At 34.4% G+C, this 24,243-nt stretch carries 15 protein-coding genes; 14 read left to right on the top strand and 1 reads right to left on the bottom strand.

The features are described from left to right. The first annotated feature begins 1 nt into the window (after position 1). The 6 genes from ABW637_RS06825 to ABW637_RS06850 are packed head-to-tail and all read left to right on the top strand — an operon-like array spanning position 2 to position 6,884. Complete coding sequence (locus ABW637_RS06825) at positions 2-1,336, top strand: lysine N(6)-hydroxylase/L-ornithine N(5)-oxygenase family protein (RefSeq protein WP_367583896.1); 1,335 nt, start codon at positions 2-4, stop codon at positions 1,334-1,336. Continuing rightward, the gene (locus ABW637_RS06830) at positions 1,333-2,502 is read left to right on the top strand and encodes an MFS transporter (protein ID WP_367583897.1); all 1,170 of its coding nucleotides are present in this window, start codon (positions 1,333-1,335) and stop codon (positions 2,500-2,502) included. The genes ABW637_RS06825 and ABW637_RS06830 overlap by 4 nt, the downstream gene beginning before the upstream one ends. Before the next feature lie 4 nt (positions 2,503-2,506). Then, positions 2,507-3,109, top strand: coding sequence for a GNAT family N-acetyltransferase (locus tag ABW637_RS06835; RefSeq protein WP_367583898.1), 603 nt, complete (start codon positions 2,507-2,509; stop codon positions 3,107-3,109). Beyond that, positions 3,106-4,956: an IucA/IucC family protein gene (locus ABW637_RS06840; protein ID WP_367583899.1), complete on the top strand. Its 1,851-nt coding sequence runs from the start codon at positions 3,106-3,108 to the stop codon at positions 4,954-4,956. Before ABW637_RS06835 ends, ABW637_RS06840 begins: the two co-directional genes overlap by 4 nt. Next, positions 4,940-6,052 carry a heparan-alpha-glucosaminide N-acetyltransferase domain-containing protein gene (locus tag ABW637_RS06845; RefSeq protein WP_367583900.1) on the top strand — a complete coding sequence of 371 codons (1,113 nt, stop codon included), beginning with the start codon at positions 4,940-4,942 and terminating at the stop codon, positions 6,050-6,052. Before ABW637_RS06840 ends, ABW637_RS06845 begins: the two co-directional genes overlap by 17 nt. A gap of 4 nt (positions 6,053-6,056) precedes the next feature. Continuing rightward, positions 6,057-6,884, top strand: coding sequence for a crotonase/enoyl-CoA hydratase family protein (locus ABW637_RS06850; protein WP_367583901.1), 828 nt, complete (start codon positions 6,057-6,059; stop codon positions 6,882-6,884). A gap of 1 nt (position 6,885) precedes the next feature. On the opposite strand, the gene ABW637_RS06855 is transcribed toward ABW637_RS06850, so the two are convergent. Beyond that, the gene (locus ABW637_RS06855) at positions 6,886-7,899 is read right to left on the bottom strand and encodes an AraC family transcriptional regulator (protein ID WP_367583902.1); all 1,014 of its coding nucleotides are present in this window, start codon (positions 7,897-7,899) and stop codon (positions 6,886-6,888) included. A gap of 151 nt (positions 7,900-8,050) precedes the next feature. On the opposite strand from ABW637_RS06855, the gene ABW637_RS06860 reads away from it, so the two are divergent. The 8 genes from ABW637_RS06860 to ABW637_RS06895 all read left to right on the top strand — a co-directional run bounded on the left by ABW637_RS06860 (position 8,051) and on the right by ABW637_RS06895 (position 24,222). Next, a complete protein-coding gene (locus tag ABW637_RS06860) occupies positions 8,051-10,390 on the top strand; it encodes a TonB-dependent receptor (RefSeq protein WP_367583903.1) in 2,340 nt (779 codons plus the stop codon). Positions 10,391-10,420: 30 nt separating this feature from the next. Then, positions 10,421-11,692, top strand: coding sequence for a DUF4374 domain-containing protein (locus ABW637_RS06865; protein WP_367583904.1), 1,272 nt, complete (start codon positions 10,421-10,423; stop codon positions 11,690-11,692). A gap of 81 nt (positions 11,693-11,773) precedes the next feature. Beyond that, entirely contained in the window at positions 11,774-12,964 is a 1,191-nt protein-coding gene (locus tag ABW637_RS06870) for a PepSY-associated TM helix domain-containing protein (RefSeq protein ID WP_367583905.1), read from the top strand. 297 nt (positions 12,965-13,261) lie between these two features. After that, positions 13,262-16,057, top strand: coding sequence for a triple tyrosine motif-containing protein (locus tag ABW637_RS06875; protein WP_367583906.1), 2,796 nt, complete (start codon positions 13,262-13,264; stop codon positions 16,055-16,057). Between the two features lie 396 nt (positions 16,058-16,453). Continuing rightward, the gene (locus ABW637_RS06880; protein ID WP_367583908.1) at positions 16,454-19,594 is read left to right on the top strand and encodes a glycoside hydrolase family 2 TIM barrel-domain containing protein; all 3,141 of its coding nucleotides are present in this window, start codon (positions 16,454-16,456) and stop codon (positions 19,592-19,594) included. Positions 19,595-19,688: 94 nt separating this feature from the next. Then, positions 19,689-21,101 (top strand): Ig-like domain-containing protein, encoded by a 1,413-nt coding sequence (locus tag ABW637_RS06885; protein WP_367583909.1) that lies wholly within the window; start codon positions 19,689-19,691, stop codon positions 21,099-21,101. A gap of 20 nt (positions 21,102-21,121) precedes the next feature. After that, positions 21,122-21,955: a glycoside hydrolase family 16 protein gene (locus tag ABW637_RS06890; RefSeq protein ID WP_367583910.1), complete on the top strand. Its 834-nt coding sequence runs from the start codon at positions 21,122-21,124 to the stop codon at positions 21,953-21,955. A gap of 32 nt (positions 21,956-21,987) precedes the next feature. Next, on the top strand, positions 21,988-24,222 hold the full coding sequence (locus ABW637_RS06895) for a carbohydrate binding domain-containing protein (RefSeq protein ID WP_367583911.1): 2,235 nt from the start codon (positions 21,988-21,990) through the stop codon (positions 24,220-24,222). Positions 24,223-24,243 lie beyond the last annotated feature (21 nt).

The following is a 24,243-nucleotide window of genomic DNA, read 5'->3' on the forward strand; positions in this document are numbered from 1 at the left end:
TATGAATACAAAAGAAGAAACCATACTCGATTTTATAGCCATTGGAGTTGGCCCTATGAACCTTGGATTAGCTTGTCTAACAGAACCTATTGCTGAGTTAGATGGATTATTTCTGGATAAAAAGGAAAGATTTGATTGGCACCCTGGGATGATGCTTCAGGATACCACGCTTCAGATCCCTTTTATGGCAGATTTGGTAACACTGGCGGATCCAACAAATCCATATAGTTTTCTAAATTATATCAAGGAGCAGGGGCGTATCTATTCATTTTATATTCGCGAAAACTTCTTGGTTTTAAGAAATGAATATAATCAATATTGCCAATGGGCTATTAGTAAACTCTCAAATATTCATTTTCAAACTGAAGTTAAAGAAATTCTTTACAATGAAGAAGAGAAGTATTATATCGTTTTTTCAAATTGTACTAAAACAAACGAACAAAAAGTATATAAAACTCGAAAATTGGTTTTAGGTACCGGTAATCAGCCTTTTATTCCTAAATGTTGTACCTCTTTGAAAGGAAAAACTATTCATTCTTCGGCCTATCTTTCTCATAAAGAAAAACTACAATCTAAAAAATCGATTACTGTATTAGGTAGTGGGCAAAGTGCGGCTGAAATTTTCTACGACCTTTTACAAGATATTGATACAAAGGGATACGAACTCAATTGGATCACAAGATCACCTAGATTCTTTCCGTTAGAGTATTCTAAGCTTACACTAGAAATGACCTCTCCAGAATATGTAGATTATTTCTATGACTTGCCTTCTGCTAAAAGAGATGACCTAATCAAGAACCAAAAACATTTGTATAAGGGCATTAATCAAGATTTGATTGCCAATATTTATGATTTGATCTATACCAAACAATTAACCAATAAAGTTAAGATCAACCTTAGAACGAATTCAGAATTAAAGAAGGCAGATTATGATGCTACTTTAGAAAAATTCTATCTCGAAATACATCAATACGAGCAGAATAAGTATTACCAACATCAGACAGAAGGGTTAGTGCTAGCTACGGGTTATATGTATCAGCGGCCTAAATGTATTGAAGGAATTAAAGATGGTATTCGATGGGATGAAAAAGGAAGATATAATGTGCATCGTAATTACACCATTGATCATAAAGGTAGAGATGTTTTTGTGCAAAATGCAGAGTTACATACCCATGGATTTGTTACTCCTGATCTGGGAATGGCATGCTATCGAAATTCATATATCATCAAGGAGCTTACAGGAACAGATTATTATCCAATCGAAAAACGAATCGCTTTTCAGCAATTTGAAGTTACCGAAGAAGAAGAAATTAAAGTACAAGAGCCTACCATATGAAGAATTTCCTAATTATAATGACATTGGTCGCTGTGGTAAGTGATTATTTACTACATCCTTTTTACCCACAGTTCTTTGAGGCTCGTTTTGGTGTTACCGATCCAGAATGGGTAGGGTATTATTTTGCGGCTATTTGTTTTATGGTGATGATTGCTTTTCCGTTTTGGGCGTATGTTTCTAAAAAAGTGGCAGAACTTAATATTTTGGTGTATACACAATTCATTGCTGGGCTATTAGCATTATACTGCTATTGGACTACGTCTTATATCAATTTTTGGATAGTATCGCTCATCATGATATTATTTAAAGGAAGTTACTTATTGGTCTATCCATACATTCTAAAAATCATCGCCAAAAAAGAACATCCGGGTACTATAGGATTATTATCGGTAGTTGTCCATTTGGGTGGGATTTTAGGAGCAGTTATTGGTGGGTTTACTGTCGATTTGATTGATGCCAGTTATATATTTTTAATTATGGCGGGAGGTGATTTTATACAAATGGGAATGAGCGGTTATTTACTTAAAAGTGAGAAATATGACACCTCAAGAACCAATGAAACCGAGGAAAAAATAATTGCTAATAAGAAAATGATTCCGAAAGGATTCATCTTAAAAATAGGAATTACAACACTACTGTTATATGCAAGCGCATTTATTACCCGACCCTTTTTTTCAACCTATTGGGAGTATATAACGGCCAATTCTAGTACACTATTTTCTGGGGCGGTATATGCACTACCTGGCTTTGTAGCATTGCTTGTGCTTTGGTGGGATATAAAAAGAAAAGGAACAAAATCCAGTGGTATCATAATTCCTCTATGTGTTGGTGTCATTGGTTTGTTAGCACAAGGTATCCCAATTCCTTTTTTAGTTATTCTGGGTAGAATCGTATATGGATGGGCGATTTTTAGAGCCATTGTTCGTTTTGATGTATTGTTGTTTGAATCTAGTACTCCTGAGACCTATGCAATAGACTATAGTAAAGTACATTTTTTTCAAAATCTAGGAGTATTAATATCTTCCTTTTTAGTGGGTATTCTTGTAGATCAATATGGATTGGTAATTCCTTTTACAGTGGCATGTGTTGGTTTTACTTTGACTTTGGGCTTATATGTTTTGCTTTTTAAAATAAATTTCAAAAAAACCATAGTAAAGACAACTTAATATTATGGATACAATAACCAAAATAGACATACTATTTTCTAAGTATTGTGAAGGCCTTGGAGAGATACAAGTACGCGATTTTAATTTTAAGGAAGATTCAGAGAAAATACATCATTGGGTGACCAAGCCTTATGCAAAATATTGGGGGATGCAAGAGTCTACGATTACAGAGTTCGAAGAGGAATATCGAAAAATTACGGACAGTAAACATCATCATGTATGTATTGGGATGTTAGATGGCAAACCTATTTTTTTAATGGAATATTATGATCCGCATAAAGATACTATTGCTGATCATTATGATGTTCTTTCGGGGGATGTAGGTATGCATATTTTAGTGGCTCCGGTAGAAAAAAAGATTCCAAAATTTACCTGGATTGTATTTACCGCAATCATGGATTTTCTGTTTGCTGATCAAGAAATAAAAAGGATAGTTGTAGAACCTGATGTTACGAATCAAAAGATTCATATTCTCAATGCTAAAGCCGGTTTTCGGTACTTCAAAGAAGTTCAATTACCTCATAAAAGAGCACATTTAGCAATATGCACGCGTAAAGATTATAAAAGTGCAATTCAGAAATCACATGTAAAACAATATAACCAATGAACACCTCAGATACTTTGATACTATCAACTCAAATCTCACATTTAACTCCAAAAATTTGGGAGATAGTAAATAGAAACTTAATTAGAAAAGCAATTAGCGAATTTACCCATGAGCAACTTTTAAAACTTGAATTAATAGGGCAAAAAGAAGGTTGGGAAATTTATAAGATGTATACAGATACTCCCGATGTTGTTTATTACTTCAATGCAAAAAAACGAGCACTGGATCATAAGCATGTGGATCATTCTTCAATTATAAAAATGAGGAGGGATAAAGAAGTAGAGTTAGACGCTCTTGATTTTATCTTAGAATTAAAAAATACACTTGGGATTCCTGATGATATGTTGCCTACCTACATGGAAGAAATTACCAGCACCTTACATGGTGCAGCTTATAAATATGCGCATCAAAAATATAATGCCAGCGAGTTAGTATCAGCCGATTTTCAAGATATAGAAAAAGCAATGATCGAGGGACATCCTTGCTTTGTTGCTAATAATGGTAGGATTGGATTTAATACATCTCAGTATCATCATTTCGCCCCAGAAACAAAAACCTCCTTTTCTTTAGTTTGGATAGCAGGACACAAAACTAAAGCCGATTATCATAGTGTATCGGTGCATGCCTATAATGTTTTAATAGAAAACGAACTGGGAAAAGAAGCGGTACAGCTTTTTAACCAAATATTGATGGATCGTGGTCTTAATCCAGAAGACTATATTTTTATACCTGTTCACCCATGGCAATGGGATACAAAAATCAGTACTATTTTTGCTCAGGATATTGCACAACAATATATCGTTTTGTTAGGAAAAGGAAATGATCAATATGCTGCGCAACAATCTATTCGTACACTATTTAATACCACCCATCCAGAGAAATTGTATACTAAAACGGCCCTCTCGATACTTAATATGGGTTTTATGAGAGGGTTATCCCCCTATTATATGGGAAGTACTCCTGTGATCACAGAATGGATATCTCAACTATTAGAACATGATACCCTCATACAACAGACAGGATTTACCATGTTGGGAGAAATTGCTGCCGTGGGGTATAGAAATCGATATTATGAGACCTTAGGTAAAACCAAAGCCCATAACAAATTGCTATCTGCCTTATGGAGAGAAAGTCCATATTCTAAGATTAACAAAGACCAAAAGTTAATGACGATGGCAGCGTTTTTACATTTAGATAATCAAGGAAATTCATTGGTGGTCGAATTAATAAAAGCATCTGCAGTATCTGTTGAGGTTTGGTTAGAAAACTATCTGCGTGCATATCTAACACCACTTTTACATTGTTTATTTCAATACGGATTGGTGTTTATGCCTCATGGCGAAAATTTGATCATGGTTATTGAAAATAATATTCCGGTAAAAGTGATCATGAAAGATATCACCGAAGAGATTGCCATTTTTGATGAAACGATAACATTACCTGAAAAAGCAAAACGATTATATGTTAAAGCAGATGATGATATTAAAGCATTGGCCATTTTTACAGATGTTTTTGATTGCTTTTTTAGATTCCTTTCTGATATTTTGGTAACACAAGGTAGTTATTCTGAAACCATATTTTGGAAACAAGTAGCACAATGTGTTACAAACTACCAAGAAGCACATCCAGAACTTTCAGATAAATTTCAACGAATTGATCTTTTTGCACCAGAATTTAAGAGATGTTGCCTTAATCGGTTACAATTATTGAATACAAAACATATGCTCAACCTGGCAGACCCGGTAGACAGCTTACAATTTAAAGGAACTCTAAAAAATCCTATTGCTACCTATAAAACTGATACAAAAAACGCAAAAACCAACACATCACATGCAACTGCAAAATAGAATATTAGCTATAGATCTAGCAAGAGGAATAAGTGTACTGCTGGTCATTATAGTCCATACACTTTGGATTTATGGCAATGTCCACACTCAATCTGAAACCTGGTTAGGGTCAATAATTCATTTTATTGGTAAAGGAACTCCAATGTTTTTAATTGCAATGGGTGTGTCATTCACATTATCCCGTAATCAGAGTATTGTACTTTCTATCAAAAGAGCTTTTTACATTTTAGGAGTAGGATATCTTATGAATTTTTTAAAGTTTGTGCTTCCGGTTTTGGTAGGGACCGTACCCGATAATTTTATTGAGGCTTATGGATGGAGTACTCCCGCTACTCTGGATAATATGATTTACATGCTAGGAACTGGCGATATCTTACAGTTGGCAGGAGTTGCTTTATTATTTATGGGGATAATCAATAAGTTTTCGAAAAACAAATATGTGCCTTTATTAATAGCATTACTCATAGCTTTAGTGACCAAAGAGGTGCATGGTTTTCGACTTGGGATTACAGGTGTAGACTATGTATTAGATCTTTTATGGGGAGCCAAGTGGAATGTATATTTCGCGGTATTCCCTTGGTTCTCATTTATTCTTATCGGAATGTTCTTTGGGATGTGGTATAAAGAGAAAAGAAATAGTACTACCTATCTTTTTAGCAAAATGGGTGTTGCAGGAATTATTTTAATGCTGATTGGCGGGGGGTTATGTTACTATGATTTTAAATACCATTTTGGAGATTACTTTCACTTGGGACCAGGAGGAACATTGTATTTAGCAGGGTTTAATCTCGTATTAATGTGGTTGGCAAACCTTTTGGTGACTCGAATAAATGAAAATAGCATCTTTAGATTCTTTTATTATTGTAGTACACGTGTGACCACAATCTATGTGATCCAATGGGTACTTATTTGTTGGGGTATGGGAGCTCTGGGATATCAACAATTTGGTATGACTGGTGTACTCTTGCTAATTCTTTTTTATATGGTACTAACACTTGCAGTTCAAAAGTTTGTGTTGGATAGAGTATCGTTCACAAAAAAATATAAAAAACAAGCAGGTGTGGCTACAAAGAAAGTAGCTATTCAAAAAAAATGATGGTATGAGACAGTTTGATTGCGTTTCTGTAGAATATTTTAAGAAGGAAGAACTCTTATTTTGGAAAATAAAAGATACCGGGATGCCTAATTTTTGCTTACGAGGACTTCAGGAATTTCAAGAATTTTGTAATTGGATAAAAGAATATTTCTCGCACCCCGATAGACCCCTAAAATTTATTGTTTCGGGATCAGAACATGAGGGTATTTATAATATGGGAGGCGATTTACCATTTTTTTTGAATAGTATTAAGACTAATGATATTGACAAATTGCAGCGTTATGCTCATTTATGTATTGATGCCATTTACAGCATCTACACCTCTTTTGATTTACCTGTGGTTACGATTGCATTGGTTGAAGGTAATGCTTATGGAGGTGGTTTTGAATGTTCTTTGGCTCATGATTTTATTATTGCTAATGAAGAAGTGCACTTTGGATTGCCAGAAAATAAATTCAATCTATTTCCGGGTATGGGGGGGTATAGTTTATTATATCCTAAGCTAAATACAATAGATGCCGATACCATCATAAGAAGTGGTAAAGTATATAAATCCCGGTACTTAGAGTCTTTGGGTCTTGTTGAACATGTTGTTTCGAAGGATAATACCGTTCTTGGATTACATAAATTTGTAAAAAAGATAAATGAGCAATTTAATTTTGAATATCATCATGTATGTTGTAAAAAAATGGTCAATAGAGTATCAAAAAAAGAGCTATTAGAAATTACCAATGTTTGGGTAGAAGCATGTATGAAAATTGGCCAATTTGATCTTCGAAAAATGGAAATCTTAGCAAAAGCACAATCTAGAAAAGTTAAAGTTTCGCTATAAACTATTTTTTGTCAATAGTAGAAGCATTCCTATACTTTTTTGGAGTGATGCCTGCTGTTTTTTTAAAAGCCGCTGTAAAATGTGTGGCATTTTTATACCCCACTAATTCTGAAATTTCGTATATCGGTTTTCTACTATGCTTAAGAAGTTTTCTAGCTTTAGACATTCGTTGATTTAGTGCATATTCAAAAATAGTCTCTCCAAAAATTCTTTTAAATTCTTTTTTTACTATAAAATCATTGAGCCCTACTTTTCGTGCTAATTGTTGTATAGAGAATTGTTCTGTTAGATCAGAATTAATGATGGTTTGTATTTGATATATTTTTTTTATTGACTTAGGGTCTTTGTTTGAAAAATCAAGCTCCGGTTTTTGATTGGTATCTAATTGTAAAGAAAGTAATTCTAATACTTTTGATTCTAGAAATAATCGTTTTAACAACCCTTGTCTTTGATCTGATAGTAATTCGGTTAAAATCTCTTGAGTTTTCACACAGATGGGTTTAGAAATTTTTTTACCCTGCTGTAACGTATAATTTTCATGAAATTTATAGGCTTCCTGGAGTTTATGTCTTTTAATAAAATCTTGATTCATACGTATTTTAACTTCTTTGAAAGGTTTATTCTTATGAAACCGGATGTTTCCCGAATTATTTGATAGATATAAAAGATAACATTCCTGACTTTCGTAGATAAACTCTTCATTTTGTTCTTTTAATGAAATGATCTGTTCTCCTTCTATCAAAAATGAAAGTTCTAAGGTTTCATAAGCACGTATTCCAGAGAGGTTAAGATCGCTTTTTAAGCTAACATCAGTAATTCCAATATACAAACCATCAAAAGAGTAAAATTCAAAATTACCGTTTCCGTATGTGTTCAGAAATTGAAATTTTTTATGAAGTATACCGCAGACTTCATGAGTCTTAATGGGTGTCATAATAGAGGACCAAAAGTGCTTACAATCCTGTTTAGAAGTTAACTTTTTTGATGCTACATAATCACGTCTTTTTTTATCCATAATACGTCATTTTTCTATTTCTATAGACCTTAATTTTGTAACTAAGTTTATTTAGATTAAATATAAATAAAGTTGTAAATCTAACTAAATTGTTTTAAAAAAATTGTAATTGTCAGTGGAAAATTTTGAAAAAAAAGCCTGTCTTTTTTTAATGCTTTTATATACAATATTGTGTAGTGCTCAGGGTAAAATAACAGGTTTGGTTTTAGATAAAAATGCAAATCCTATATCAAATGCATCTGTAAGAATATTAGAATATAAAACTATAGGAACACTAAGTGATTTAGATGGAAAATTTACAATCAAAGTTCCCTCAGGAACATATACTCTTGAGGTTAGTTATGTCGGTTTTAAAAAGCATTCAGAAATTGTAAAAATGGATGGTGTTAGCAACAAATCTCTTACGATCATATTAAGAGAAGAGATTAATGAATTAAGCGATATACTAATTAAAGGAAAAACAAAAGCTCAGAAAACCAGAGAAAAAGCCTTTGAAGTCGAAGTTATTCAAACCAAAGAATTAAAAAACATAAGTGTAGATATTAATTCGGTGCTAACAACTATCCCCGGAGTTAATGTACGCCAAAGAGGAGGTTTAGGATCTGCTTTTGATTTTTCACTTAATGGATTATCGGGTAAACAGGTAAAGTTTTTTATAGATGGAGTTCCATTAGAAAACTTAGGGAGTTCTCTCACTCTTAATAATTTCCCTGCAACTCTAATCGAAAGAGCCGAAGTATACAAAGGCGTTGTTCCCATTTATCTTGGGGCAGATGCTTTAGGAGGAGCTGTAAATATTATTACTAATCAGCGGAAGAATAATTTTCTGGATGTGTCCTATGATTTAGGATCTTTTACTACTCATAGAGCTACATTAAATGGTCGGTACTCGGGTAAGAAAGGATTTGTCCTGCAATTATCCTCTTTTTATAACTACTCTGATAATAACTATACCATCGATGATATCGAAGTTAGAGATGAATTAGGAAATGATACCGGAATCCGAAGAAAAGATGTAGAGCGATTTCACGATGCTTATAATTCTCAAATGATACATGTAAAAACCGGACTTGTCGATCAAACGTTTGCAGATCGATTACTGATTGGATTTACTCTTTCTGCCAACGAGAATGAAATTCAGCACCCTATTGATCCGCAAAACCCATTTGGTGAAGTTTTTACTGAAAATGATATCATTTCGGGTGCTATCGAATTTGAAAAGAATGATCTGCTAAAAGAAAAACTCAAATTAAAAATTTATGGATCCGTTGCTCAAAATAATGAGAAAGTTGTAGATACTTCTTCTCGTAAATATGATTGGTTTGGGAATTTTATAGAAAGAGGAGATCAGACATTAGGCGAGTTTGAAGCAAGCAAAACACTATTTGAGTTTAAAGATAATTTACATCTAATCAATGCTTTGGTCACATATTCTTTTAATGAATCTCATTCAGTACATCTTAGTTATACCAAAAATTACATCCGAAGAAAAGGAGAAGATCCAGCCAGATCAGGAAGAATTGCTTTTCAGGATCCACATATTGTAAACAAAAATATATTTGGTATTTCTTATGACCTTAAGCTACTAGATTCTAAATGGAATACTTCATTGTTTACTAAAGGGTATGTACTCAATTCTGAAGGGATTATAGAAGACCTTTTTACCAATGTAGAAGAAGATCGGTTTACTCAATTCGAAAATACTTTTGAAGAATTGGGGTATGGTTTTGCTTCGACCTATAAAATTTTAGAAAACCTTCAAGCAAAGGGATCTTTTGAAAAAACTTTTAGAATACCCGAAGGTTATGAAGTATTTGGAGATGGTTTCCTATTAAAGTCAAATCCCGAGTTGTTACCCGAAGAAAGTTATAATGCCAATTTAGGAGTGCTCTTCAATACCGAGGTTGATAACTTCAAACTTCAACTTGATACGAATATGTTTTTGAGAGAATCAGAGAACTTTATTGCCATTCGGTCTGAAGGAATCTTCTCGAGATATTACAATACTGCTGATGCAAGGAGTGCTGGAATTGAAGGTGAGATTAGAACACTATTTAATGATAAATTCTTTGTAGATGCAAATGTCACGTATCAAAATATTATAGATCGCAATGCTGGAGAAAATGCCGGAGTAGATTTTCTAAAAAACCAGCGCATTGCCAATATTCCTTATTTGTTCGGAAATGCTAGAATAGGTGGGAGATTTAAAAATGTAATAGCTAAAGAGGATCAATTCAATATTTCCTGGAGTTCTTATTATGTACATGATTATCCGCTTACCTCTTTTATAGAAGGAAATCCCGAAGACAGAGATATTATACCAGAACAAATTTCACACAACCTACAGCTTGGTTACTCTTTTAATAAGGGGCGATATAATATATCTGTATTGGCAAGAAATATAATGGATGCAAAAATCTATGACAATTTCGAGATTCAACAACCGGGCAGAGCTTTTTATGTCAAACTACGATACTATATATCAAACTAAATACTAATAATTTTAAAAATCATAATAAAAATGAAAACAATACAATCGATTAAAAATATAATGGTTCTCGTTGCTTTAGCAGGATTTTCCATTTCGTGCAGTAGTGATGATGATGGGGTAGTTGTTCCTGGTCAAACATCGGTATCTAAATATGTAGTCGGTTTTGAAGCATTTCCGGTTGGGAATGCCGCTCCTGTAGATTATATTTTAGAATTACCATCGTTAGCATCATTAACTACAGGAGAAATCTCGGTAGAAGGACAAGGAACACCTCTAAAAGGATGGAGGTTTTTTCATAGTGTAGCCAACACCGTATTTACTGCAGGATATTCTGATGATGATACATGTATAGCATACGAGTTGGATGAAGATGGTAAATTAGTAGAGAAAGCAAATTTCGCATTTCAATCTACATTAGATAATTATGCAGCCATTGATGATAAGACCTTACTTGCTGTAGAATTAACCTATGGTGGCCTTTCTGATAAGCGATTTCATATCGTTAATGCTGATACTGGTAAACTAGAAAAGATTGTAGAACATCCTATTGATATTGATATGGGTAGTGGTACTGCCGAAGATCCCGGATCAATTCCTTGGGTTACAGGAATGGTACTAAGAGATGGTAAATTATTTGTGTCGTACCACAAATGGTTAGCAGATGGATCATTTATCACACCAGATGTAGATCGTGCTTATGTAGCAGTATTCAAATATCCAGAATTCGAATTAGAAAAAATTATCGAGGATTCCAGAACGAGTCCCATTGGAGTTAATGGTCATAGTACAGGAATAGAAGTTACAGAAACTGGAGATATCTATTCATTTTCTACCTCTGCATTAAGTGCAGGGTTCACTGCTGCAACTAAACCTTCTGGAATTTTGAGAATTAATAATGGAACAACAGAGTTTGACACTGATTATTTCTTCAATATAGAAGAAGCCACCAATGGAGGTAAATTATTCTGGATGGACTATGTAGGTAATGGAAAAGCGATTGCCAGAATAATTATTGACGATACCAATGGAGCAGGTGAGTGGGGAGCTTTTTTCAAGAAAGATGTATTTAAAATGGTAGTGATTGATCTTGTAAACAAAACGGTTACCGATGTTATTGGAGTCCCAACGCACGGTCATCGCTATACTTCACCAATGTTTATAGAAGATGGTAAAGCATATATTAGCAGTTCCACTACTACAGAAACACATATTTATATAGTAGATCCTGAAACGGCTACGGCTACTAAAGGAGCTAAAGTTCTTGGTTTAGGGCTAAAAGGAATTTTTAAAGTAACTAACTAACCATTTTACTTGAGAAAGAACACTCTCGGATGCCAATTGCTTCTGAGAGTGTCATTTTTTTTATAAATGATCAAAATAGCTATGGGGAAGAATAAAAATACTCGTAAAACCATCTTGAAAATCCACAAAATATTGGGGTTAACAACTGGTTTAGTAGTTTTTATAGTGTCTATTACGGGTTGTCTTTGGGTATTTAAAGAAGAAATAGAAAGCTTCTATAATGACCATAAATATGTAACTCCCCAGAATCAGGAAGTCTTACCTGCATCCAAAATAAAAAAACTGGCTGAGGGGGCTATTCCCGGTAGAACAATTCACGGAGTTATCTATGGAAAACCCCATGAAGCAATAGAAGTTGTTTTTTATGAAGCAGAACCAGAAATATTTTATCATAGTGTTTTCTTAAACCCTTATACTGGAGATTTTATTACTCGTATCAATAATGATGCAGGGTTCTTTGGTTTTGTGCTAAAAGGACATTTACGCTTGTGGTTACCTGATGCTATAGGGTCAAGAATTGTATCATATTCTGTACTACTTTTTTTGATCATCCTAATGAGTGGATTATTCTTATGGTGGCCCAGAAATAATAAAAACTGGAAGCAACGATTTAAGTTTGACTGGAACTCTAAAACCAGATGGAAACGTAAAAACTTTGATCTGCATACCGTAATCGGATTTTATATATCTTCTTTTGGATTGATATTAGCCTTTACTGGATGTGTGATGGCATTTAATTGGTTTTATTTTATTGCTTATAAAGCTACCGGTGGCGATAAAGCGCCCCAATTTATCATTCCAGAAAGCAGGCGTACCGCAGTGGTAGAAAAGGGCCAAAATCGACCTTATGATCAAATCGTCCCAATGCTTTATAAAACGTATAAAGATGCCAAAACTTTCGAATTACATTATCCAGAAAATGATTCGACTTCTGTATTGGTTGAGGTAAGTAATTCTGAAGGTTTGTATTATAACATGGATTATCTCTTTTTTGATCAAAATACACTACAAGAAATAGAAACCACCAGCATTTATGGAAAATATAAGGATGCGAAATTTGCCGATAAAGTGATCCGAATGAATTATGATATTCATATTGGAGCTATAGGCGGTATTGCCGGAAAAATTATTACTTTTTTAGTTAGTCTAATTTGTGCTTCATTACCAATGAGTGGGGTTTTACTTTGGTATGGAAGGAAGTATAAAAAGAAAGAAAATATAAAATTAAATAATAAAAATAGAAGTCAGGAGATAAGTAAAAACCTAATTTGAAGAAGGGTTTAAAGTGTATAAGTTTTACATACCGAAAATACGTATCTATTGGTAACGATTTGCAAGCATGAATTTTAGTAAAACTCGTATAAAAAATGATTGAAATATCATCTTCGTATATGCTTCCTTTTTAAGCTTTAAGGGCGAAACGTAGTGAAGGAATTCATCTCACTCCTATTGATGTAATTAACGTATTGAAAATCAATGGTTTGTTTTTGGTTACGGGGTAAATCTCCCTTGTGTTTAAGGTTTTCTATAGAAAAATACTTTATATTAATGTCTTGAACAGACAGTGATTTGAAATACATTTTTTATTTTTTCTTCATAATTTCTTTTGGGTTAGTATCCCAGGAATTACCGCCTATTCAAAATTTTTCTCCTAAAGATTATGATGCCGAAAATCAAAATTGGTCAATTTCTCAATCTTCAAGTAAATTAATCTATGTTGCTAATAATAAAGGATTATTAGAATATAATGGCGCTAGTTGGAAACTTTATTCTTCTCCAAATGAGACTATTATGAGATCGGTTCATGTTGCTAATGACCGTATTTATACAGGTTGTTTCATGGAGTTTGGTTATTGGCAGAAAAATGATTTAGAAATCTTAAATTATACCTCTGTATCCAAAAAGATGGATATTAAATTATTAGAAGATGAAGAGTTCTGGAATATTATTCATATAGATGACTGGGTAGTTTTTCAATCCTTAAAACGAATCTACATTTACAATGCTAATGACCAATCTATACGTACCATAGAATCAACCGCGACTATAACCAAAATGTTTAAGGTTGATCAGAGTATTTATTTCCAAAGAACGAACCAGGGTATATTTAAAATTGAGTCTGGAGAGGAATTTTTGATTTTTGATGATGATGTAGTTAAGAATAATGAAGTAATTAATATTTTTAAAAACGGGAATGAGTTACTAATACTGACTCGGAACAATGGATTTTATATTTCGAAAAATAATACACTGGTAAAATCTGATCAAATTTCAAATAAATTATTAACCAGAGTGAGTATTTACGATGGGATTCGATTGAAAGATAAAAGCTTTGCTTTAGGAACAATATCCAATGGTTTAATTCATCTTAATGAAAAAGGAGAATTGATTTCTAATATTGATCAAAACAAGGGATTATCAAATAATACTGTTTTATCTCTTTTTGAAGATATAGATAATAATATTTGGTTGGGTCTTGATAATGGAATCAATTACATTAATATAAACTCACCACTTAAGATATACAATGATAATAAAGGAATTTTGGGCAGCGTATATGCTTCGGTGATAAGTAATGGGAATCTGTATTTGGGAACAAATCAAGGGCTTTTTTATAAGCCCCTTGAAAGTAATGGTGATTTTAGTTTTATTGGAGGTACACAAGGACAGGTGTGGTGTTTAAAGGAGATTGACCAAACAATATTTTGTGGACATAACTCAGGAACATTCATAATTGAGGGCAATCAAGGAAAAAAAATATCAGATATTCAAGGAACTTGGGATATCAATAAATTTGATGATAAACCTAATTTTCTTCTTCAGGCAAATTATGATGGTATATATGTTTTGGAAAAAACAAATAATACCTGGCGGTTGAAAAATAAGATTAGAGGATTTAATAATTCATCCAGGTATTTTGAAACCCTAGGAAATGAATTTTTTGTAAATCATGAATACAATGGCGTATACAAAGTAAAGGTAGACAGTACTTTTTCTGAAGTAGAAAGTGTTTTTATTGACTCATTAATTAAAGGTGCAAATTCCGGAATTATAAAGTATAATGGAGATTTGTTGTATGCCTATAAAAAAGGGTTTTTTAAATATGATAACATAAATAAAAAATTTGTTAAGGACAGTGTTTTAAGTCATGTATATACCGAAGATGAATACATTTCTGGAAAACTAATATTAGATAAAAAGAGTAATAATCTATGGGTTTTTACAGATGCTAACATAAATTACATCTCTCCGGGAGAGCTAACAAATACTCCGAAAATAAAGAGGATACCATTAACAAAAGAAATGAGAAACGGTATTCTTGGTTACGAAAACATTACAAGGCTCAATAATGATAAGAGTATATATTTAATAGGGACAACATCAGGGTACATAACAGTCGATATAAACGAACTAAAAATCAAAGATTTTGAAGTTCGTATCGGCAGTATTAAGAAGGGGAGAAATGAAAAAATGGAGAGTTTATTAGATAAAAGAATGAAAGGCAATTTTAAAGCTAATCAAAATAACCTCGAATTTTTCTTCTATGTTCCAGAATACAATAAATATATTGGTACTCAATATCAATATCAACTCAAAGGAATTTATAATAATTGGAGCGATTGGTCAGAAAATTTTCATACTTTATTTGAAAACCTTCCTTTTGGGGATTACACATTTAATGTAAGGGCAAAGGTTGGTAATACTATTTCTAGTAATATAGCTTCGTATTCTTTTAATATTGCAAAGCCGTGGTACATTTCAAATGTATTGTTATCGGTTTATGCTTTAGCTATTATTTTGTTTTCAGTTTTTATGCATCATATGTATAAACGGTACTATAATAAAGAACAACAAAAATTGATTGAAAAAAATAAGCGTGAATTAGAGTTTAACAAGGTCCAAAATGAAAAGGAAATTATCCATATTAAAAACGAACAGCTAAAACAAGATTTTAGGAATAAGAGCAAAGAATTGGCAGCCTATACCGTAGAAGTTGCAAAAAAAAATGAGCTCTTAACACAAATAAAAAATCGGCTTATTAAGATTCAAGACAAAAGCATTATTGAGCCGGTAATACATATAATCGATAAAAACTTAAGCGATAATGATAATTGGGAGTCTTTTAAAGAAGCGTTTAATACCGTAGATAAAAAGTTTTTAAAGAAACTAAAAAAAATGCATCCAGGTCTATCTACAAATGACCTAAAACTATGTGCATACTTACGCTTAAATTTATCTTCAAAAGAAATAGCACCACTATTCAATATATCAACGAGAAGTGTCGAGATTAAGCGCTATAGACTTCGCAAAAAAATGAATCTATCACATGAAGATAACCTGGTGAGTTATATTCTGGAGATCTAAAATACCTATACATTAGTTAAACATAACTCTACATTACCTATACATGGTTATATTTTTAGGTAAATTTTATAAAAAGACTTCATAGATCGTAATCCCCTTTAAACAAAAGGGTTGTACAATTATTATATTGTTAAAAAAACACTCAAATTCTTACAATGTATATTTTTCGTTGAGTTTTTTTTTACCGATATCATAATTTTTCATAATACATTTAAGCACTCCAAATTGCAGTACGAAAAGCAGAAATCCTAGAAACATGCTGATGTCGTTTTATCCAATTATTCAATGATAAAACTATATGCTCAATGAACTTTTCCTTGATAAATAATTTGTAATGAAAAATATAACTAATGGTATTTGGCGTTACAAAAAAAAGATCAACTCAATAATAATTATATGATGAAAAGCAATTTTCTAAGATTAATACTTTTCTTATTTACAATAGGAGGGGTCGCACAAACTGATCAGGTATCAATTGTAAATAATGATGAGGGAGTTAAATTAGTAGTTAACGGAAAAGATTTCATGGTCAACGGAGTGAATTGGGATTATGTCCCAATTGGCTCTACAATAACCGATCCCGGAATATGGGCAAAGTCTGATGATATAATCAAAGCAGCCATAGATGGCGAAATGTCCTTATTAAAGAATATGGGCGTTAATGCCATTCGTACTTACGGCCTTAAACCCAAGTGGATTCAATACATCTACGAAAATTATGGTATTTACACCATGCTCAACATTACTTTTGGAGCCTACGGACTCACCATAAACGGAGCTTGGGTGCCACAAACCGATTATGCAGATCCAGATACAAGACAAGTTTTAATGGAGGAAGCCAGAAATATGGCTTCTACATATAAAAATACACCAGGTCTGTTGTTATACATGATTGGTAACGAAAATAATTACCATTTATCATGGACAGGAGCAGAAACCGAAGATATTCCAATTAATGATACTAGCTCAGGAATTAGGCTTGCAGCTCATGCACTGTATAAAGCATTTAATGATGCCGCAAAAGAAGTAAAAGCAATTGATCAATCGCATCCAATAGCAATATGTAATGGAGATCTGTTATATGCAGATATAGTAAAAGAAGAATGTACCGATATTGATATTTATGGTACTAACATGTATCGTGGTATTTCCTTTGGAGACGCTTTTGAAAGAGTTAGAGACGAACTAGGTATGCCCATTCTTTTTGCAGAGTTTGGTGGGGATGCATTCAATGCAAGAGATAATCAGGAAGATCAATACTCTCAGGCGTACTATAACTTAGGAAATTGGAAAGAAATTTATGAAAATGCTGCAGGACTTGGAAAAGCAAATAATTCTATAGGTGGTTTTACTTTTCAATTTAGCGATGGTTGGTGGAAATATAAACAAACCGAAAACTTAGATGTTCATGATAATGCGGCTTCATGGTCTAATGGAGGGTATAACAGAGATCAAGCAAAAAAAGACGATAATAATATGAATGAAGAGTGGTTTGGTATTTGTGCCAAAGGACCAACCAACGAAAGAGGACTTTACGAATTATATCCACGTGCTGCTTACTACGCTTTAAAAGATGCGCATCGGCTTAATCCCTATGAAAGTGGAATGACCCTTGATTTTATGGATAATTATTTTGACAACATTCAAATCATGGATGCTATGTTAAGAGCGAGAGGAGATAAAGCTGCATTAGAAGCTAAAAGTGGTGGTAAAATACGAATTAGCCAGTTAAGAGCAGAGTTCACTACATTCAATACTGGAGGGAGTTTACTTACTACAGAAGATTTAGATCCAAATAGTACGGTTTTTCCAAATGATACTGGCTTTGATAATATGGAGTCATACTACGTAGGTATCGAAGGGAAACCATCGGCAAATATGCGTGCTAATGTTAACTTCAATATCCTTGGTAATGTGGCTGATAATCCAATAGACCAACTATTTTATGAAACCAGAGGTCGTACCGTATCTGTAAATACAGACGAAGGAAATTTAGACCTTACCAATTTAAATACAGTGCAAGTATATAATGCAGAGTTTGAATGGAATACTAAAATAGCCGATATAAAAGGATTTTATAGAACAGGACACTATCATTGGGGGTACGAAGGTGACTTTTTTGGATTGTATCCTGAAGCGAATTATGGGCCAAACTTAGATATATATAATGGAGAGTTTTCTGGTATTGAGTTTAGTGGTAAAGCAAAGTTAAATGGCGTTAAGGCAGTATATGGTCCTCAGTTATGGTGGGGTGCTAACCCGGCATTTTTGGTAAAATATAGAAAAAAGATAAAAGGAGTCGATATAACCGGAATTTGGCACGAGGATATCGATAATGCTAACGATGTGGTAACATCCATTGCCATTCCAGTACCTAAAACCAGGAGAGTAACGCTTCAAGCTGAAAAGAAAATGGGAAGCTTTGGTGTACAAGTCGGTGGTATCTGGGGAGGAGAACCACTCAATGGTAGAAAGTTCCAAATTGTTGAAGGAACCCCAGGAAATTATGTGGTGTATAATGATGAGATCAACTCAGATGACAATTGGGGCGCCAAAGCAAAAATCACCTATTCAAAAGGTAAATTTAATTGGTATGCATTGGGTGCTACCATGGGCTTGGTAGCCAATGGAGGTGCTGACCAAACACAAACCTTTACGGGTTGGAAGTTAAGAGATAATGGTAGCGGTAATCAGAATAGTTTTTTAACTGGTTTTTCCTATACATTGGGAGATTTTCAAATAGCACCAAATTTTTTATGGCAAGAACCTTTGGTAGATGCTATACCAAATGATGCAGGAGGTGCGGCCAGATTAAGAAATATTCAGGACGATCCTTTTGCAGTAATAGTAAATAGAAAAACGACTGCGGGTGAAATATTAATCACTTACGATCCTACACCCGGATCCTGGTTCTATACCTGGGATAATGATCGCAATGAGGATGCAAAACTAGCCTTTAATTTTGGTTTTGTATATCGTCACCTACCCACAACGAAGGATGCTGGCATTGGATTTTTTGAAAATTCTCGTGTAGGAGCGCCATTTTCAAATTCAGTTCCTGCTGAGGATTTATGGGAAGCAAGTTCACGTGTTGTGTCCAAAATAAGTCCAGATTTAGCCTTGGTAGCAAACCTATATGCGGGTAATGGTCAGGCAAATGGTAGCGACCCCCGAGTAATCGATAGAATGGGAGGAGATATTCGTGTGATCTATAAAAAATGGAAGTTTCAACATGCTTTTAAAATAGACGATTGGGGGCCTTATGATTATCATCGAGATTTTAACCTAACGTTTCCTGTGCAGTTAATGTTAGATGTATCAACATCTATTGGTAAACCCGATTGGTTTATTCTACCAAGCACCAGAATCGGGGTTCGTGGGACTTGGCGTTCATTAAATGAGTTTTCTCCCCGATATACGCCAGCTGCGGTACCACCAAACACATTTCCGCCAGAACCTATATTAAGTACTGTTGGATTTGACGACGGTAACGAATGGGAGATAAGAACATATATACACATTAACATAGGAAAATAATACAATGAAATGAGCCAGAACAATTCGTTGATACCAACCAAAATGTTCAATGGCGAATTCCATCTGACAACTAAAAAACAATAAAAAAGAACAGATGAAAATCAAGAATAGAAAACATATTAACTTAAAAACCATATGCTCTTTAACATTGGTTTTGGTATTGCTATATAGCTGTGAGAGAGACCTCTCTAACGATGCTGAATTTGCTACTTTTTCTACTGTGGGTGAAATATTTACAGATACTCCTGTTGGGCTTGGAAGCGATTTTTATTTTCCTTTCTTAGGCTCAAAACCAACAGCTTTTTCGGTAGATGATCAAGAAGGATACGAAAGTGAGGCTTCAATGCGTATAGATGTACCCAATGCAGATGATCCTGAAGGTAATTTTGCGGGGGCAATTTTTAGAGTAGATGGAGAGGGGCGTAACTTAACCAGATACGATGCACTTACTTTTTGGGCTAAAGCTTCACAAGGAGTTTCTATAGGCGAAATGGGTTTTGGTCAAGACTTTGGTGAGAACAAATTTCAAGTAACCAAAGCAAATATAAGTTTAGGGACGAATTGGGCTAAGTATGTTATTCCAATACCAGACCCTTCAAAACTTACAGAAGAAAGAGGAATGCTTTGGTATTCTACCGGAACACAGAGTACAGGTGGTTTTGGATATACATTCTGGCTGGATGATGTACAGTTTGAAAGACTAGGTACCGTTGCTCAACCGCAACCTGCAATTCTTAGTGGTGCTACCGTAAATCAGGATGCTTTTATAGATGTTCCTATCCAATTAACAGGGCTTACACAAACCTTTAATTTGGCATCGGGCAGTAACCTTACAGTTGCTGCAGCACCGTCTTATTTCACCTTCAGTTCTACAGATATTGATGTGGCTAATGTTAACGAATTAGGAGTAGTTTCTATAGTAGATACGGGTACAGCAACGATAACAGCAAGTTTAGGAAATGTGGCAGCATCAGGGTCATTAGAGCTTAATGTTATAGGACCTTTTGATTTTGCTCCGATTCCTCCGAATCGGGATCCTGCAGATGTCGTATCGGTATTTAGTGATACGTATACTAGTGCAGCGATAGAATTTTATAATGGTTTCTTTATTCCAGACGGGCAAACAACATTAGGAGGTGTTGTTGATGTTAATCAAGATGAGGTAATTCGTTATTCAGAATTAAATTTTGTGGCATTAAAGACAGCAAATCGAGTGGATGCATCTGCAATGACAAATATTCATATCGATATAAAGGTAGAAGACGCACAAATAGATACTGGAGATTTTATTAGAGTTTTATTATTGGCGCAAAACCCTGATGGTTCAGAAAATGAAGCTTTTGTTGAAATTCCTAGCGCAGATTTAGTAGTAGGTGATTGGATAAGCTTTGATCGTCCGCTTTCAGATTTTGCAGGGGTAAACCTCTCTAGTTTATCACTTTTCTTCTTTATCTCAGATTCTACCGTATCTAACATTTTAGTAGACAATATCTATTTCTATAAATAATGAGCGAAAATAATAGCACGATGAAAAGCGATAATAAAAACACAAGAATTAAAACCCTGCTATTTCCTGCCTTTCTGTTGGTAGTACTGGTAATAGTAGGTTGTAACACCGACGAAACTCAGGATGTCACTACTATAACAAATCTTGTGATGTCTGATGAGTTCGATACTGAAGGAGCACCAAATTCTGCTATTTGGACGTACGATATTGGTAGAGGACCAAACGGTGACGGTTGGGGGAATCAAGAATTACAGTACTATACAGACCGTACTGAAAACGTAAAAGTAGAGAATGGTTTTCTGTTGATCACCGCTAAAGAAGAAGCTTTTGAAGGCGCTCAATATACTTCTGCAAGACTTATAACAGAAGGGCTGTTCGAGCAGCAATACGGTCGCTTTGAAGCACGTATACGACTGCCCTATGGTAAAGGTTTATGGCCGGCATTTTGGCTTCTGGGGAACGATTGCGATGAGAATATATGGCCGCAATGTGGGGAAATAGATATTATGGAATACCTGGGTGATTCGCCTAATGTAGTCTTTGGTAGTGCTCATGGCCCGGGGTACTCTGCAGGAGAAGCAGAAACTAAAGAGTTTACTTTAGATAGTGATCGATTTGATACCGGTTTTCACATTTTTGGTATAGAATGGGGGCCAAATTATATTAACTATTATGTAGATGATAAGTTATATAACCAAATTACGCCAGAAGACGTTCCGGGTGAATGGGTTTTTGATCATCCATTCTATATCATTATGAACGTTGCCGTTGGAGGTAGTTTTCCGGGATCGCCTAACGAAGAAACAGTTTTTCCACAAACCATGGTCGTAGACTATGTGCGTGTATATAAATAACGAAAACAAATCAAATTAATTAATAAAAAATCATGGGACGATTTATCAAAAAAAGTAAGGCAATTTGGCTTTTAGTAATGGCTGTAGTCTTTTTGGGTTGTGAAGATGATGATGACGCTAACTTACCGCAGGTGGTTGCAAGTTTTGCACAAACTATAAGTGAAGATACTGGGAGGGTAGTATTTTTAAACCTTTCTGAAAATGCAGATAGTTATACATGGGATTTCGGTGACGGTACCACGTCTACCGAAATTAATCCAATCAAGACTTTTCCAACAGGGATCTATACAGTTGTGCTTACTGCAAAAAATACAGCAGGAGCCGAAAATACTTTTGAAGATGAGATTTTTATAAACATCCCTCTTCCTATTACATTCCCGGTTAGTTTCGACGATGACAATGTGAATTATGAGGTGAGCACATTTAATGGCGCAGCATTTGAAATTGTAGAGAATCCAGATCCAACGGGGGCAAATCCGAACACATCTAATGTAGGTCAAATTACCAATAGTGGAGCAGAATTTGAAGGTTTCTTCTTTGATTTAGGGGATCCAATAGATGTAACAGAACAAAAATCTGTAAAAGCTCTTTTCTGGTCTGATACTCCAATAGATATTTTACTTAAACTAGAGGAAGGAACAGGTGCAGATGCTGAAACTACTGCAAACCATGGTGGAACAGGTTGGGAAGAAATTTTCTTTACATTTAATTCTTCAGATGCATTTTCAAGATTCACATTGTTTGTTGATGGACCTGGTATGACCGCGGGGACATTTTATATAGATGATATTTCACAAATTAATACAGCTGATATCCCTTGTACGGATACCGCGTTAGAATTACCTATAGACTTTGATTGCTCAAGTATAACCTATGATTTTGCCACTTTTAATGGCGCATCATATAGTATAGTGGATAATCCACAACTATCAGGAGTGAATTCTGTAGCCTCCAAAGTTGGAGAAATTGTTAATGCAGGTGGTGCTTTTGAAGGTGGTGCTTTTACCTTAGATACTCCGGTAGATTTTGCCATGGACAAAGGCATTACTATGAAGGTTTATTCAACAGTGGCAGTTCCTGTCTTATTGAAGTTTGAAGGAACAGTCGCACCAATAGAAACTACCGCTAATCATGATGGTACTGGATGGGAAGAGCTAAACTTTACATTTACATCATCAGATCAATTTAATACTTTGGTATTGTTTGTTGACGGTCCGGGTACAACCGCAGGTACTTTTTATATAGATGATATCGAGCAGGTTTCAGGAATGGTGGTAGATCCATGTACCCCAGAAAGCAGTCAATCACTAGATGCAACAGATTTTGATTTAACATTCCAAACCGATCCAACGGCGAGTATAAGTTCGTTTGATGCTGGCTTATCTTGGGTGGATAATCCGGATTTTGATAACAACGTGAACAAATCTTGTAAAGTCGGTCAAATTGATAGATCTGGAGCCGCACTATTTGCTAATAATCAAATCGATTTCACTACAAAATTTGATTTCAATGCTAATGCCGGGTTTAAACTAAAGGTGTGGTCTCCTAATGCAGGTACAAATGTTTTAGTAAAACTTGAAGATAAGACGGACAATGCGATTAGTACAGAAGTTGGTGCTGTTACTAGTGTAGCAAGTGGTTGGGAAGAATTGACGTTTAACTTCGCAAGCGGTGAAAGTGGAAAATATGATAAGATAATATTATTCTTTGAGTTGAATACGAATACCACAGAGACTTATTATATTGATGACTTTGCTTTATTCGCTGGAGGAGGTACCAACCCTGAATCTATCGTTAATGGTGATTTTGAAACAGGTGATACTACAGGCTGGTTGTTTTTTGACAATGGCGGTGCGACTGCAATTACAGATACAGACAACAACGGAGGCACTTACTCTGCTAAAATAACAAGTGGTCCTAGTAACAACCCTGGTATTAAGCAGGAAAGATTTGGTGTAGGAATAATTTTACCAAACCAAGAGTATGAAGTTAAATTAGATTCAAAAGTAGAGTCACTTTTAGATGGAGCCATAGTTAATGTTCTTGCATTCTCTGAAAGTTCTACCATAGGTGCGGGTGCTGTATTACATAATCTTGGATCAGTAAATGTGGCAGCTGGCAGCTGGAACATGAATACGTTTACATTCACTACTGCGGCTGATGTTAGTGGCGGAGTATCTCTTTTAATAGAGGTAGTATGTGGAGGTGCAGTGACCTGTGAGGGAATAGTATTTTTTGACAATGTCTCCTTTGCAATTAAAAACTAATTCATCTTGCTATGAATACAA

It is taken from the genome of Aquimarina penaris (genome assembly GCF_040786285.1).
In the GTDB taxonomy this organism is placed as follows: Bacteria; Bacteroidota; Bacteroidia; order Flavobacteriales; family Flavobacteriaceae; genus Aquimarina.